Genomic DNA, 16,611 nt, shown 5'->3' on the forward strand with positions numbered 1-16,611 from the left:
AAAAATAAAAATATTGCAGAATAATTAACATAACATACGAAAAATCGACAAAGGAGGGGAAATTTTGCATAAAATTTTTTCGTTTAGATATAAATTGAGTTTACTGATGTTTTTTGTAGTGCTTACAGCTTCTTTAATTTTAGGAGTTTCACAGTACCTTCATATGAAAACTGCATTAGAGCATGATTTTGAACATAATAAGAGCCTTGTAAAAGATAGAGTAGTAAGTAGTGTAAATGATGCAGACCATATGTACTTACTTTTAGAAGATTATTTAGCAGAAGATGCAGAAGATATACTCAATAAAGTTCTAGAAAAATACCATGAAAAAAATAGTATAGATTTTGATTTATATGAATTTCTAGCAGACAAGGAAGGTGCTGATTTATATATAATTGATTCAAACAATATAATTGTAGCTTCTACAGATGAAACTGACTTAGGCTTAGATTTTAATAAAGTATCCTTAAATTTTGTTAAAGAGCTTGATAATATAAGGAAAAATGGAATTTTTGTTTCAGAGAGAATTGACCTATCTGCAATTAAGGCAGAAGCAAGAAAATATTGCTATTTACCTTCTCCAGATGGGAAATACATATTTGAAATAGGTTTTTTGATGGATAGATATGATGATGCATTAGAGGGGATAGGTTTTGATAGCTTTGAAAACAAGATTATTGAAGCATACGAATTTGTAGATAGTATAACATTATATGATAATGAGGGTATAAGCTATAAGAAAAACAATGATAAAGACATTGCAATAATAGATGAAAAAAACAGAGAATACTATAATCAGGCAATTGAAACCTTAGAGATAGTTGAGGTAAATGATAAATACAATGGGACAAAAACTACATATTGGTATGTACCATATGAAATAATGAATTCAAAAGGAATTAACGATGTAAATGTTATAGAAATAATATTCAATGATTCATTGCTTCAGAAGCATTTAAAGGACAGCAAATATATGATGACGTTAATAAGTACATTGGCTGGAGTCTTAGCACTTATTTTAGGTTTTTTCCTTGCTGGATATATTTCAAAGCCTGTTGAAAAGTTTACAGCTGCAACAAAAGAAGTTTCGGAAGGCAACTTTAATATCCGCACAGAAGTCCATTCAAATGATGAATTTAAAATTCTAAGTCGCAATTTCAATAAAATGGCGGAAAACATTCAGACCTTATTAGATGAAAGATATAGATACGAGAAAAAACTAGAAGAAAAAAACAAAGAGATCCTTGGACAAAAAGAAGAAATTACTGCATTATATGAGGAAACAACTGCATTATACGAAGAAACCACAGCAATGAATGAAGAGCTTGAAGAATTGTTGAAAGAAAACAAGAAAAATTATTTCGAAACTGTAAGAGCATTGGCAAACGCAGTAGAGACTAAGGATTTTTATACAGGTGGTCATTGTGAAAGGGTTATGCACTATTCCCTTGCTATAGCAGAAAGTCTAGATCTAGGTGATTACGATAAAAATCATCTAAGACAAGGAAGTATTTTACATGATATTGGGAAAATTGGTATACCAGAACACATATTAAATAAAGAAGGTAAGTTCACAGAGAAAGATTATGATATTATGAAAAAGCATCCTCAAATGGGCTATGAAATATTATCTAATTTAGACTTTTTAGAAAAAAGTAGAAAGATAGTATTAGAGCATCACGAGAGAATTGATGGGTGCGGTTATCCTGAAGGACTTAAAGGAGAGGAAATTGATTTGTTGTCCAAAATAGTGTGTATAGCAGATGCATATGATGCTATGACAAGTGTTAGACCTTATCGTACAGTGCCCTTAACAAAGGAAGAAGCCATACAAGAAATGCTTAGGAATAAAGATATACAGTTTGATTCCCAGATTGTAGACGTATTTGTAAAATGGCTTAGGGAGCAAGATTAAAATTAATAAAACGTTGTAGTTTTCAAAAAAAGAATAAATAACAGGAACCTTATTTAAGCATAATTTTAAAACCTCTTCTGATTAATGGGATTTTGAGCATTATATCGAAGAGGTTTTTATGCAAGGTTAAATCCTGTAGCTTTTTATAAAGAAAGGAACATGTTGAAATTGACGGAAATAATTTTTTAAGAGATAATATAAAAAGGATTAAGTATTCTAGAAAAACTATACTATTCTTCATGATAGTATAAATTATCTATATAAATTGTTAAAGGAGTGCATAATTTGTTTGATTTAGATGCTTGTGTAGGATTTATTACAAATAGAGCAGGTAAAAAACTTGCCAATGAGTTTAATGAAAGACTTTTAACGGTAGGAATAACAAGAGTACAGTGGATTGCACTTTATTATCTAGGTAAGCACAATGAGCTTAACCAAAAAGAATTAGCCGAATTAATGGACATAAAGGAATCTTCTGTGGCTAGACTAATTGATAGAATGGAAAAGGAAGGCTATGTACTCAGAAAAAAAGATATAAGTGATAGAAGAGTTACTATATTGCTATTAACAGAAAAGGGAATTGATTACAGAGAAAAACTTATGCCAGAAGGAGAGAAGATGGCTCAGGTTTTTACTGAAGGCATTTCTGATGAAGAATTAGAAATATTTCTTAGAGTGATAGATAAAATGTTATCAAATGTTAAATAAATTTTTTAAAAAGTTGTTGATTTTTTAACAAATACTTGCTATGCTAATAATTAGCATAGCAAGTATTTTAAATTTAAGGAGGAATAAAAATGAGTAAAGGTCCAAGAGAATTATTAAATGATTTTATGAATGGCTTACAAGCTGTAGGTGAAACTAATCCAACACATATTGATGCTTTTATGAATCTTTTAGGCGCTAGCTACGAACCAAAGGTTGTTGATGTAAAGACTAAGGAGTTAATTAGTATTGGTATTGCTGTTTACAATAGATGTGAGTATTGTATAGCATTCCATACCTTTAAGGCATTTGAGGCAGGTGCAACTAGAGAAGAATTACTAGAAGCGGCAATGGTTGCAGTTGCATTTGGTGGAGGTCCATCTATAGCTTATGCAACAACATTATTAAAAGATTGCATTGATGAATTTGAAAAGGATTTCAAATAAGGCTTCTAAAATAGGGAGGCGATTAAAATTAGCGTAGATATTAAGATTGAGAAATTATTAGGTGGAGCAGCTAAAGGAAAAATAATGAAGATATATAAAAAGGCTGGTGACAACATAAATCCAGATGAGCCATTGTTTTTAGTAGAGGCCAACAAAAAATCTTCAGATATTTTTCCTAATGGGAAAGGATTAATAAAAGAAATAAACGTTAAAGTTGGAGACATGGTTAATGTAGGGCAGGTTGTAGCTATATTAGATGGAGAAATAGTAGAAGCGAAAAAAGATACAAAACCATCCTTTGACTATCTTAAAGGCATGATGACACCTAAGAAAGAAGAAATTAAAGCTAAGGTCACGATTATTGGCTCTGGTCCAGGAGGTTATGTAGCAGCCATTAAGCTTGCTCAGCTAGGAGCAGATGTAGTAGTTGTTGAAAAAGATAAAATTGGTGGAACTTGCTTAAACAGAGGATGTATTCCCACAAAAGCCCTAGTACGCTCAGCAGAGGTATATAGGAATATTTTAGAAGCAGATAATTACGGTTGCTTTGCTGAAAATTACGGGATTGATATTAATAAGGTAGTTTCTAGAAAAGATAGAATAGTATCTGAGCTAGGAGAAGGCATAAGTTATTTACTCCAAAAAAACAATGTCAAATTTATAACGGGAAATGGTGAAATAATAAACGAAAATCAAGTATTTGTAAAAGATAAATTCAAAGAAACTACTATTAATACAGAATATATTATTATAGCAACAGGCTCAGCTGTTGCAAGTCTACCAATACCTGGTATTGAATCTAAGAATGTTTTTAATAGTACAAGCATAATGGAAATAAATGAATTACCAAAAGAGCTAGTTGTCATTGGTGGTGGAGTAATAGGAATGGAGTTTGCTTTTATTTTCAATAGCTTTGGCACAAAGGTATGGGTAGTTGAGTATATGGATAGAGTCTTACCTGGACTTGATGAGGACATATCTAATGAAATAATGAACATTGCAGAAAACAGAGGAATTAAAATATACACAGGTTCAAAGGTAGAACAGATACTAGAAGATGAGAAGGGAAAATGTATAGTAAACTTCTCTAAAAACAATGAGAGCAAGCATATATCTACAGATAAAGTTCTTGTTTCAATAGGTAGACAGCCTTATATTGAAGGATTAAATGTTGAAAAAGCCAATATAGAGTTAAATGAAAATAGGAAGTCTATTAGAGTAAATGAAGAAATGAGAACCAATATACCTAATATATATGCTATAGGTGATGTAACGGGTAATATTCAGCTTGCACATGTAGCTTCTACTCAAGGTATTGTAGCTGCTATGAATATTATGGGAGAAAAAAGTATAATGGACTATACGGTAGTACCCAGTGCTATATTCACAGACCCTGAAATTGCATGTGTAGGCATAGATGAAGCTACAGCTCTCAAGCATAATTTAGAAATAGAAGTAGGGAAGTTCCCATTTGCTTCAAACGGGAAAGCCTTAACATTAGGTTCTACTGAAGGATTTGTTAAAATTATTATAGACAAAACAACTAGAAAAGTAATAGGAGCTTCAATTATAGGACCAAATGCTACAGACTTAATCAATGAAATTTCTATTTCCATAGCCAATGGACTCACAGTAGATCAAATAACTAAAACAATACATCCACATCCGACAACATCAGAATCAGTATTCGAGGCAGCTTTAGCTGCAAATAATTGTTGTATTCACAATTAATCTAGAAATAATAAATTAGAGTTTAAACAGGCTTGGATTTAAAATATCCAAGCCTTTTGTTGTTCTTCTAAATCGAAAATTACCTTATGCTTCTTAAATTGAGTACTATCCAATTCCTACTATATAATGATATAATTAATATTACATTCATTTTTAAAAGTATTTTAATAATTGAAGTAAGCCTAACCTATGGAAAGGAGAAAGCCGATGAACACTCAAGAGAGAAGAGAACTCATACTCAGCGGAGACATATATAAAGTCATTATTACTTTGTCACTTCCAATTATGGTAAATAATTTAATACAAACACTTTATAACTTAGTAGATGGAATTTGGGTCAGTAAGCTTAGCTCTACTCACTTTGCTGCTACTGCATTCGTCTGGCCAGTAGTTTTTTTATTTATATCCTTAGGTATAGGCATCTCAATAGCAGGAACATCCCTATTGTCTCAGCTAATAGGAGCAGGTGAATATGAAGAAGCAAGCAAATATTCTAGCCAACTTATGGTTATATCCTTAATAATATCTATTGGTTTTACTGTTATAGGATATTTAACTAGTCCATACATAATAAAGCTGATGGGCGGAACAGGCACCCTTGCGGAATATAGTAACATATACCTAAAGATTACTTTTTTAGATATGCCGTTTATGTTCTTGTTTTTTTGCTTTAATTCAATTATGAATGCACAGGGTAACACATTAAGTCCAACAATACTTAGTGGAATAAGTGCAGTACTAAACATTATATTAGATCCAATTTTTATTTTTACATTTAATATGGGTATAGCAGGCGCGGCAATAGCAACATTAGTGTCGAGAGCAGCTCTTTCAATTGTAGCCATATACATTTTAATGAAATCCTCTGCTGTTGTAAAACCTAATTTCAAGGACTTTAGATTTAATATAGAAATAATAAAGAGTATTGTGAAGGTAGGCTTACCTTCGTCAATTGGTCAATCTGGAGCATCCTTAGGCTTTATAGCACTTAATGGATTCATAGTTTCTTATGGGACATCTACTATAGCTGCATTTGGTATGGTCAATAGAATTACTTCATTAATAATGCAGCCAGCAATGGGAGTAGGAGCTGCACTAACCTCAATTGTTGGGCAAAATCTTGGCTCTGGACAAACTGGAAGAGTAAAAGAGGCTTTTATAAAATCTTTAAAGCTTACAATATCCTTCTCAATATTGGGATGTGTTATAATGATATGGAAGGACAAGGAGATTATTAATCTGTTTATGCAATCTAAGGATGATTTGGAGGTAATATCTCAAGGAATCAATTATCTAAGATACATATCAGTATCCATGCCGCTTATGGGTATATTCAGTATATTCCAAGGCATATTTCAAGGATCTGGCCATACAAGGTACTCAATGGCAATGGAAGTTGGAAGGCTGTGGTTCGTAAGATTGCCAATGATATTACTATTCAAATATTTCACTGATATTGGTCCTACTGGCATATGGATTTCTATGAGTTTTAGTAACCTAATAGTATGTGCATATGGATTTGCTATTTATAAAAAGGGATATTGGCAGAGAAAAGTAATTAAAGTAGCATAATTTACTAATAATAAGAATTGTAAGAGAACATAACTTTGTTATTTAATTTACAATTCTAATGAATAAAAGAAGAGGGCTGGAGGTTAAAATATGATTGAGTTAGGAAAAATTCAAGAGCTAGAGGTTGTAAGAAAGACTGAAATAGGTATATATTTAAATTCAAAAAGTGATAAAATAGGACCTGATATTTTATTACCTATTAAGCAAGTTCCACAGGATGTCCAAACAGGAGATGAAATAGAAGTATTTATTTATAGGGATTCAGAAGATAGATTAATAGCCACAACTAAAAAACCTAAAATAGTATTAGGTGAACTAGGAGTGCTTAAAGTAGTAGAAACTACTAGAATAGGCGCTTTTTTGGACTGGGGACTAGAAAAAGACTTATTTTTACCCTTCAAAGAGCAAATAGGTAAGGTGGAAAAAGGAAGAGAATATTTAGTAGGCTTATATGTAGATAAAAGCGATAGACTTTGTGCAACTATGAAAACCAATAAAATATTAACTAGCAAATCACCCTATAAGGTAAACGATAAAGTTCAGGGAATAATCTATAGAATAAACAAAGACATGGGTGCATTTGTAGCTGTAGATAATAAATATGATAGCATGATACCAAAGCATGAAGTATATAGTAGCCATAGGATTGGAGACAAAATAGAAGCTAGAGTAACAAAGGTAAGAGAAGATGGGAAATTAGACCTAAGCATAAGAGAAAAAGCAAATGTGCAAACAGATGAGGATGTAATACAAATCTTAACCAAGATGATTAAAAATGGAGGCATATTAAACCTAAATGACGATAGTTCACCAGAGGAGATAAAGAAGCAACTAAACATGAGCAAAGGTGCATTTAAAAGGGCCGTTGGAAGACTTCTAAAGGAGAAAAAGATCCAGATTATAGAAAAAGGAATAAAATTATCATAAAAATTTAGCTGAGGTATGAAGATTTTATAACAGAGAATTCTCGAAACTAATTTAAAGAATTCCTCTGTTTTTTTTATAAGGAATAGGAAAGTTTTACTGTTTAATTTTTTTGCTGCAATTAGAAGTTTTTCTTATAACGAATAGGAAAGCCCTATTTTTTCTTAATAAATTCATAATATATTTGTCATAGTAATTAAATGATTTAAGGATATAATTATAGTATGTTTTATCAAATCGAAACATAATTTAGATGACTATTATTTTTATGAAGTAAATATTATAATATAAATGACTAAATTAACAAATATTTAATTGGAGTGGTATCTATGACTACGATAAATATGTTATCATCAGCTCAAAAAGTTAAAGGGCAAGGCGTGGCTTCTGCATATGTAGAACAAGTAAACCTCGTTAAATATGGGTTAACAGATGAATATAAGGTGGAAATAAATAGGTTTAAGCTTTCAGATATAACACACTATCATACTGTAGATTTTAAGCATTTTTTGAGCTTGCCTTTTGCGAAGGTTGCTGGTAAAACAGTTGGATATGTTCATTTTCTCCCTGAAACATTAGACGAAAGCTTGGACATGCCAATATTATTTAAAAAGGTATTTTATAGATATATCATTGCATTCTATAATAGTATGGATTATTTAGTTACTGTTAATCCTCATTTCATAGATAAGCTTTACGAATATGGTATAGATAAAAAAAAGATAACCTACATACCTAATTTTGTTTCATCTAAAGAATTTTATCCCTATAATAGAGAACGAAAGAATGAAATAAGAAGAAAATATAGTATAGACGAGAATACATTCGTAGTATTAGGTGTGGGTCAGGTGCAAACACGAAAAGGAGTATTAGACTTCATAAAGGTTGCCGAATCTATGCCCGATGTTCAATTTGTTTGGGCCGGAGGCTTTTCGTTTGGAAGGATTACCAGTGGATATAAAGAGCTTAAAAAAATAGTCGAAGACCCACCGAAAAATGTAAAATTCATAGGGATTATAGAAAGAAAAGATATGAATTCAGTATATAATATTGCTGATACTTTGTTTATGCCCTCATACAATGAATTATTCCCTATGGCCATTTTAGAGGCAATGAATTGTAATTTGCCCATAGTTTTAAGAGATATAGACATATATAAAAATATACTTTTTGATTACTATTTAAGAGCTGAAGATAACAATGGATTTAAAGAAATATTATATAATCTAAAACAAGATAAAGATTATTATAAAAAGGCTCAAAAAAGTTCTAAAAAAGGAAGTTCATATTATTCAAAGGAACATGTTCTACTCTTATGGCAAAAGTTTTATGATAATGTACGTAAGGATTTGAAGACAAACCGTCTTTTAGGCAAACGCTATGAAAAAAAATCTAATTAAATTGATAATAGGATTATTATTTAGTGCAGGAGTTTTTACTTATATTATTCTAATTAATGGATTTGAAAACTTTAAAAAGCAGCTAATTACTCTAAATTTATTTTGGATAATTCTTGCTATTACTGCAATGGTCATTTATTGGATATTAGAAGCCATAGTGCTTTATATAATAGCTAATTCATCACACAGAAAGATCAAGTTTAAGGAATCTTTTAGAGTTACTATGATGGGACAATTTTTTAATTCCATAACTCCATTTGCCACAGGCGGACAGCCTGCACAAGCATATGAACTGACTAAAAATGGCATAAGCCTAGGTGTGGCAGGCTCTATCCTGACTGGCAAGTTTATAATATATCAGACAATCTTAACCATTTATTCTGCCGCTATACTAGTATTTAAATTAGGTTTTTTTAGAGAGAGATTGTCAAATTTTACTCATTTAGCAGCTCTAGGATTTGCTATTAATACAGCTGTGATAATTTTCTTAATACTGCTTTCTTCATATATGAATTTTGCCCACAAATTACTATTATTTTTATGTGGAGGTTTAGAAAAACTAAAGATTATAAAAAACACAAACAAAGTTGTAGACAGAGTGGAAAATCAGCTTTTGCTGTTTCGTGAAAGCTTCATAACAATGAGAAGTAATGTATTATTAATTTTGAAGACTTCAATATTGACCACGCTACAGCTAATGGCGTTTTTCACCATACCTTATTTTATATATAGAGCATTTGGCTTAAGAGGTCATAGTATAGTTAATATGGTTTCTGCTAAAGCTTTTGTTGTTATGATTACATCATTTGTTCCTATACCTGGGGCAAGCGGTGGTGCCGAAGGAAGCTTTTATTTGTTTTTTAGCTTATTTTTTGGTAAAAATATTATTGGTACAGCTGTATTGTTATGGAGAATTATAACCTTCTATTTTAATTTGCTATTCGGGGGGCTGTCTACCTTAATGTCGAAAAGAGAATATAATGTTCAATAAACACATAGATTAAAGGAATTTTTTCTTCACAATGCTAATTAGAATAATTTTAAAATCATAAAAATAGCTCTCATGTTTTAGTTTAATAAAACCTAGTAGCTATTTTTATTTATGTAAAAATTATAGATTAAATTGGTAAAAAATAAAGGATTTTGAAAGAATATGTAGAAGTAAAAATCATGATTAATCATTGTTATTAGTAAAGAGCATAGGGCCTTAAACAGCTACTTATTGTAGTTCTACTAGGGAACAATTGGCTAAGGGGGAAATTACTGTGAAAAGGAAGGTCTATATAATTATTTTAGTAGCTTTTATTGTAGGTTTCTTTATAGTAACTAGAACTCCTAAGGATGCTTCTTTTGACGAATCGATTACATTGCGTGTAGCTGGTGACAACAATCATCCTCCCTATGAATATGTAGATGAGAATGGAATTTTTAAGGGGTTTAATGTAGACATTATGAATGCATTGTCTATTGAGCTAGGAATACATATTGAGTACATGCCTATGGAATGGAGCAATGCGGTAAAAGCTCTTGAAGAAAAAAAAGTAGACCTTATACAAGGTATATCTAAGACTGAAGAGAGGGAAAAGAAATTTCTGTTTACAAAACCTACAGCAATTAACTCTCAAAGTATTTTTGTTATGAAGGACACTAGTATTGTTTCAGGCATAGAAGATTTATCAGGACTAAGGGTAGCTCTTCAGGAAGGGGACATAAATCACGAAATATTAAAAAACATACCTAATATTGTTTTAATTACAAAATCTGATCAGAAAGAAGCTATAAATGCTTTAATAAGTGGAGAAGTGGATGCTAGTGTTGGTAACAGGCTTACAGGGTTATATTATTCTCAAAGAGAGAGAATGTCTCATTTAGTAAAAATAGTTGGAGAACCTATGAGAATAACAGAATACGGTATTGCAACTTATATGGGAAATGAAAACCTAGTACTTACATTAGACCAGGGCTTAGAAAGACTAAAAACTAATGGAACATACGATAAAATATATAGCAAATGGTTTGGAGAGGAAATAACCCAAAGAAAAGATATAATAAAAGCATATTTAAAGGAAATTACAATAATTACAGGAGTAATTTTTATTATAATTATACTTTTTATTATATGGAATAAAAAATTATCTAAAGAGGTTTATAAAAGGACAAAGGAGCTCCAAGCAGCTAATAAAGAGTTGCTTTTATATCAAAAAGAAATACACAAGCTTGCATATTATGATACTGTTACATCTTTACCTAACAGAGCCTTTTTAACAGAGGCTATAAATAAATCTATTTCTCAAGCATCTGTTTGGAATACCAAGTTTGCTTTGCTTATTTTGGATTTAGATAAATTTAAGGATATTAATGATACATTAGGCCATGAAGCAGGAGATATGGTATTAAAGCTAGTAGGAGAAAGAGTTAATAAAGTTGTGAGAAAATCAGATGTATTTGGCCGATTTGGTGGAGATGAATTTTTAGTATTGATGACAGAAATAAACCATACAAATGAAGCTATTAGCTTAGCTAACAGAATCTTAGATGCATTTAAAACGCCTTTTATTCTTTATGAGGAATATATTCATGTAACCACTAGTATAGGCATAGGCATATATCCTGAAGCAGGTGAGACAGCTCGTGCTATAATGAAGAATGCGGACATGTCTATGTATAGAGCTAAAAATAGTGGAGGAAACAGATATTGTATATATACTAAAGAGATATAGAGTAAAAAGATGGTTATTAGAACCATCTTTTTTTAATATGAAATATATTCCAAGGGTACTCATCATATGGGTAGCTATAAAATGTTACTAATTCATTACTATCTGGATGCTTAAAAGCTAACTTATGTGCCCATAGGGATATTTGACTCCATTCCTTTTTCTTAATAAAGGTTTTATTATACTTGTTGTCACCCCATATAGGTATCCCTCCATTAGAAAGCTGAACTCTAATTTGATGATGTCTTCCAGTTTCTAAGCTTATACTCATAAGGCTTAATTCTCCGTATTCATTAGTTTTTACAGTGTCAATAAGCTGGTACTTTAAAACGGCTTCCTTTGAACCTTTAGTATTTTGTGGAACTACCTTACTCATATTAATAGTTATAAGCTTCTTCAAATAATCTCTAAACTCTCCAGATGGACTACTAGGCTTACCACATACTATTGTTAAATATTCCTTTAAAAAGCCTTGTTCAGATATTTGCTTAGATAGGCTTCTATTAGCTTCCTTAGTTTTAGCAAGAACTAGAACTCCGCCTACAGGTCGGTCAAGTCTATGAACAAGTCCTAGGTAGGGCTTTTCCTTCAAGACCTCTTTTTCTACGCAATGATTAATTAGAATACTCATTAAATCTTCATCTAGAGTTTTATCACTTTGGCAGGGCATTTTAGGAGGCTTTTCTACTACTATTATATTCCTGTCCTCAAAAAGTATTTTAGCTTTCATTTTGATTCTCCTTAGTATATTATTATAGTTAGATTTTTTCAAAAAAACATAAAAATATCAATAGAAAAAACAAAATTATTTTATTAATCTTTTTGGGATTTTTGTAGTTCCTGTTAAATGTATAACTTTGTTGAAAAATGTTGAAACCATATGTTATAATTTAATAGCATGACTTAAAACACTAGGAAGGAAGTTAAGAAATGTACACAATTATAGATGTAATAGACAAGATAATAGATATAGAAAAAAAATCACTAGAGCTTTATGAGATGTTGAAAGATAGCCCTAACATAAGTGGGCATGTAAAGCTTGTGGCAGGTACTTTTATTAGGGAAGAAACAAGGCACATAGAAACATATAACAAAATAAAAAAAGAAATTATGAATAAGGATGATATTCAGCTAGACTTTGATGTTTATGACAATATTTCTAAAATTATTATAGACTTTAGAAAGGGACTCACCTATACAGAGGCTGATGATGTTAAGCAGCTATTAATGAGTGCTCTTGATTTTGAAGAAAAAAATCTAGCTCTTGTTATTAGAATACAAGGACTGCTTGTAAAGAAAAAAGAAGATACTGAAACTAACAGCTATAAAGCACTAAGTGGAATTATCAAAGAAGAAAAAAAACATATTGATATGATTAAAGAGTTCTTAGGCTAGCTATAAAATAGCTTTATGTACAATTATAAATAGAATCAAGATACATAAGGATAATACAATATATTTAAAGAATCCAAAATACTACAGGATTCTTTGTTTTTTTATTCTTTTTACTTTTTTATAGCAACTTTATACATTTTATAGTAAAATGTATATATATTTATTTTTATTACTAGCTTCATCAATGAGGAAAGGAACATGTAGATGATTGAAAACATAGCGTTTATATTAAAGATAACAGACTTAAAAACTATTCATGCTTTGAGTATTTTTCTAGCAGGAACTATTGCTTTACTACTTTTATATAATAGAAGAAAAGATAATATAAAAATTATGATGGGAAAGATAGTATTTGATAATTTAAAGAATCCTATGGTAATAACAAACAATGAAAGAAAGATAGTTTATGTTAATAGTAGCTTTGAAGAATTGACTGGATATAGGCTAGAAGAGATTTTGCACAAAAACACTAAATTTCTACATTCGGGGATTCATGATAAGGAATTTTATACTGAAATGGATAGTGCCATTAATGAATATGGAAGATGGCAAGGCGAAATATGGGATAGAAAAAAGAGCGGTGAAATATTTCCTAAGCATTTAACTATAACTGCTGTAGAAAGACAAGACGGTAAACGAATAAATTATGTAGGAATATACCAAGATCCAATAGAAATGAAGAAAATAGAAGAAAATTTTGTTAGACTTGAGAAATATGACTTGCTGACAGGTCTTCCAAATGACAAATATTTGAGAGAAATTTTAACAAAAGAAATGAGCATAAAGAGTACAAGCCATGAAGAACAATTTGTAATATCTTTTAAAATTACAAACTTTAATGAGATTGTTGCCAGCTATGGATACAGACTAATGGACGAAGTTATGGTAAATATGATTAACAGAGTTGAACTAATCTTTAGTGGAATTGGAACCTTATTTAGAACTGAAAAAGAGGTATTTATGGTATATGGAACTATAGATACGCAAATACAAAGCTTAGATAGTATTGCTGAAGAGCTGAACAATGCTATTAGCATAGGCTTTAGCTGTGATGATGAAATTGTATTTATAAATATAATCATTGGAATATTACCAATAATAAATACATATGATAATGTTTATAGAATTCTAGAGGATGTTAATTTAGCAATAGATTGGGCGGCAAAAAGCAATAATGGTAATTATGCTTTTTACGATGAGAGTATAAGGGAACAGCTTCAAAATGATGTAAAGATAGAAACTCTCTTAAGAACTGCAATTGATAATATGGAATTAAGCTTGTTATACCAACCGCAGCATGACACAAAGACAGGAAAAATAATAGGCTTAGAAGCTTTAGTAAGATGGAATAACGACGAGATTGGACAAGTATCACCTTTTGTATTTATACCTATTGCAGAAAGATTAGGTCTTATAGACCAAATAGGAAGATGGGTAATGCTAGAAGCCTGTAAGCAAAACAAAAAATGGCAGAAGCTTGGGTTACCTAAGATTCCCGTTTCAGTAAACCTATCTCCTATTCAATTTAAGAATAGGAGACTAGTCGATGATATAAAAAGCATATTACAAGAATGTGGACTAGAAGGTAAATATTTAGGTGTGGAGATTACGGAAAATGCTTTAGTTGAAGATATAAAAGACATAAATAAAAAGCTTTCTTCCTTAAAGGATATGGGTATCAAGATTTCTATAGATGATTTTGGTACTGGATATTCGTCCTTAAGATATCTTAGAGATTTAAATCTTGATGTAATAAAAATAGATAGGGAATTTATAAAGGATTATCCAGAAAAAGATGATGGATCTATTACTAAAATAATATTGAATCTTGCTCGTGAACTTGGATATAAGACAGTTTCTGAAGGAGTAGAAACTCAAGAACAATTAGATTTTGTTAACCTTAATGGTGGAGATGTTATACAAGGCTACTTTTTTAGTCCGCCAGTAAGTCCTGAAAGAATTGAAGAAATATTAACAAAACAAAACGAGGGATAAAAATGATACAGGAACTAGTAAAAGCATTTTTCTTTATTTTTGTAGCAGAAATGGGAGATAAGACTCAAATATTGGCAATGACATTTGCAACACAATATAAGGTGCAAAAGGTACTATTAGGAGTTTTAATCGGTTCCGCATTAAACCACGGGATAGCCATAGTATTAGGCTCGTATCTTTCGACTCTAGTACCACTAGATAAAATACAGATAATAGCAGGGTTAATGTTTATTGTTTTTGGACTCATGGCTTTAAGAAGTCATGATGAAGAAAAAGAGGATAATAAAAGGAGCTTTGGTCCGGTTTTGACTGTGGCCTTAGCCTTTTTTCTTGGAGAATTAGGAGATAAAACCCAGCTTACTGCAATGACTTTAGCTGTAGACTCAGAATATCCAACCTTTATATTGCTTGGAGCAGTTTTAGGAATGCTGGCTACTAGTGGACTAGGAATATTTATTGGAACTATTATTGGAGATAAAGTTCCTGAATTTACAATAAAAGTTATATCATCGGCAATATTTATTTTTTTTGGGACCTTAAAGCTCTTCCAAACAGTTCCTAAGGAGTATATATCAGGTTTTAGCATCGGGATATATTTTTCTTTTTTAACCTTGTTAATATATATACTTTTGAAACCAATTTTGAAAGCAAAAAAGGAAGAAAGAAGACTTCCTATGCAAGAAATTGCTGCTACCTTGTATGACCAAGCAAATGAAATAAAGAAAGCAGTTGAAGATATTTGTATTGGAGAATCTATTTGTGGAGAATGCATAGGGAGCAGGTGTCTTGTTGGATTTGCTAAAAGAGCTCTTAAATCAGCCATAGAGGAAGAAACCTATATTCTACCTTCAGAATGGGAGGAACTACCTAAAATTAATGGAAAAAGCTTTCCACAAGGAAAAGTAGTGGAAGCACTATCATTGACCTTGTCTCATTTAATAAAATATGGAGGCAATCATGATGATAATTATGTTGTTAATAAGGCAAGGCAAGCTTTGGAAATTATAGCCTTTGGAGAAACTATTCCTTTCTATGGGGATGTGAAGAACTATTTTAAAGAAATGAAAAAAAGAAATGAAAAGCTTTCAAGCAGGATAATAAAAAGAATTGAAGAGATAAATGAAGCATAATAAAAAGTTCATCCTCCTGTTAAAATATGTACTAAATGCCTGTATGTTTAAAAATCATCTATTAGGGAATAAATATATAGACTATAGTTAAATTTAAAGCTAAGGAGGAATATATATGGAAAGAATAGTTGGGAGACAAGCACCAGATTTTAATATGCAGGCAGTATTGCCTAATGGAGAAGATTTTGGAGAAGTTAAGTTAAATGACTATAAAGGTAAGTGGTTAGTAATGTTTTTTTATCCACTAGATTTTACTTTTGTCTGTCCTACAGAGATAAAAGCCTATAGCCATAGATATGAAGAATTTAAAGCAGCAAGGGCAGAAGTTTTAGGCATAAGCACAGATAGTGAACACTCACATAAGGCTTGGATAAAAGGTGACCTAGGCAAGCTAAAGTTTCCTTTAGCTTCTGATAGAACAAAGACTACATCTAGAGACTATGGAGTCCTTATAGAAGAAGAAGGCATAGCTTTAAGAGGACTATTTATAATAGACCCAGAAGGGGTAATAAGGTATTCGGTAGTCCATGATCTAGGAATAGGAAGAAGTGTTGATGAAACTCTTCGTGTGCTTAAGGCATTACAAGCTGGAGGATTATGTCCTGTAGATTGGAATGAAGGAGACGAATTATTGTAGTATAAATGCCTAAAATGGTGTTTGGAACAATTGGTGGGACGGTC

General features: G+C 31.1%; 14 protein-coding genes. 13 read left to right on the forward strand and 1 reads right to left on the reverse strand.

Annotated features, from left to right (window positions below):
- Positions 1-64 precede the first annotated feature (64 nt).
- The 9 genes from BLV37_RS01600 to BLV37_RS01640 all read left to right on the forward strand — a co-directional run bounded on the left by BLV37_RS01600 (position 65) and on the right by BLV37_RS01640 (position 11,413).
- The gene (locus tag BLV37_RS01600; RefSeq protein WP_091726286.1) at positions 65-1,915 is read left to right on the forward strand and encodes an HD domain-containing phosphohydrolase; all 1,851 of its coding nucleotides are present in this window, start codon (positions 65-67) and stop codon (positions 1,913-1,915) included.
- Positions 1,916-2,200: 285 nt separating this feature from the next.
- Complete coding sequence (locus BLV37_RS01605) at positions 2,201-2,623, forward strand: MarR family winged helix-turn-helix transcriptional regulator (protein ID WP_091726289.1); 423 nt, start codon at positions 2,201-2,203, stop codon at positions 2,621-2,623.
- Between the two features lie 89 nt (positions 2,624-2,712).
- The gene (locus tag BLV37_RS01610; protein WP_091726291.1) at positions 2,713-3,066 is read left to right on the forward strand and encodes a carboxymuconolactone decarboxylase family protein; all 354 of its coding nucleotides are present in this window, start codon (positions 2,713-2,715) and stop codon (positions 3,064-3,066) included.
- 84 nt (positions 3,067-3,150) lie between these two features.
- Positions 3,151-4,797 (forward strand): dihydrolipoyl dehydrogenase, encoded by a 1,647-nt coding sequence (gene lpdA / locus BLV37_RS01615; protein WP_091726293.1) that lies wholly within the window; start codon positions 3,151-3,153, stop codon positions 4,795-4,797.
- A gap of 207 nt (positions 4,798-5,004) precedes the next feature.
- Complete coding sequence (locus BLV37_RS01620) at positions 5,005-6,369, forward strand: MATE family efflux transporter (protein ID WP_091726296.1); 1,365 nt, start codon at positions 5,005-5,007, stop codon at positions 6,367-6,369.
- Positions 6,370-6,459: 90 nt separating this feature from the next.
- The gene (locus BLV37_RS01625; protein WP_091726298.1) at positions 6,460-7,296 is read left to right on the forward strand and encodes a CvfB family protein; all 837 of its coding nucleotides are present in this window, start codon (positions 6,460-6,462) and stop codon (positions 7,294-7,296) included.
- 326 nt (positions 7,297-7,622) lie between these two features.
- Positions 7,623-8,693 carry a glycosyltransferase family 4 protein gene (locus tag BLV37_RS01630; protein WP_091726301.1) on the forward strand — a complete coding sequence of 357 codons (1,071 nt, stop codon included), beginning with the start codon at positions 7,623-7,625 and terminating at the stop codon, positions 8,691-8,693.
- On the forward strand, positions 8,674-9,684 hold the full coding sequence (locus BLV37_RS01635) for a lysylphosphatidylglycerol synthase transmembrane domain-containing protein (RefSeq protein ID WP_091726303.1): 1,011 nt from the start codon (positions 8,674-8,676) through the stop codon (positions 9,682-9,684). Before BLV37_RS01630 ends, BLV37_RS01635 begins: the two co-directional genes overlap by 20 nt.
- 274 nt (positions 9,685-9,958) lie before the next feature.
- Positions 9,959-11,413, forward strand: a complete 1,455-nt coding sequence (locus BLV37_RS01640; RefSeq protein WP_176967819.1) for a diguanylate cyclase domain-containing protein — start codon at positions 9,959-9,961, stop codon at positions 11,411-11,413.
- Between the two features lie 16 nt (positions 11,414-11,429).
- On the opposite strand, the gene BLV37_RS01645 is transcribed toward BLV37_RS01640, so the two are convergent.
- Positions 11,430-12,140 carry an RluA family pseudouridine synthase gene (locus tag BLV37_RS01645; RefSeq protein ID WP_091726309.1) on the reverse strand — a complete coding sequence of 237 codons (711 nt, stop codon included), beginning with the start codon at positions 12,138-12,140 and terminating at the stop codon, positions 11,430-11,432.
- Positions 12,141-12,340: 200 nt separating this feature from the next.
- Between BLV37_RS01645 and BLV37_RS01650 the strand changes: the two genes are divergently transcribed.
- From BLV37_RS01650 to BLV37_RS01665, 4 genes are all read left to right on the forward strand, one after another.
- Entirely contained in the window at positions 12,341-12,805 is a 465-nt protein-coding gene (locus BLV37_RS01650) for a hypothetical protein (RefSeq protein ID WP_091726311.1), read from the forward strand.
- Between the two features lie 204 nt (positions 12,806-13,009).
- Positions 13,010-14,800, forward strand: a complete 1,791-nt coding sequence (locus BLV37_RS01655) for a putative bifunctional diguanylate cyclase/phosphodiesterase (RefSeq protein WP_091726314.1) — start codon at positions 13,010-13,012, stop codon at positions 14,798-14,800.
- A 2-nt stretch (positions 14,801-14,802) separates the two neighbouring features.
- A complete protein-coding gene (locus tag BLV37_RS01660) occupies positions 14,803-15,930 on the forward strand; it encodes a TMEM165/GDT1 family protein (protein ID WP_091726315.1) in 1,128 nt (375 codons plus the stop codon).
- Positions 15,931-16,045: 115 nt separating this feature from the next.
- Entirely contained in the window at positions 16,046-16,567 is a 522-nt protein-coding gene (locus BLV37_RS01665) for a peroxiredoxin (protein ID WP_091726317.1), read from the forward strand.
- Positions 16,568-16,611: the final 44 nt, after the last annotated feature.

The organism is Proteiniborus ethanoligenes (assembly GCF_900107485.1).
Classification (GTDB): Bacteria; Bacillota; Clostridia; order Tissierellales; family Proteiniboraceae; genus Proteiniborus; species Proteiniborus ethanoligenes.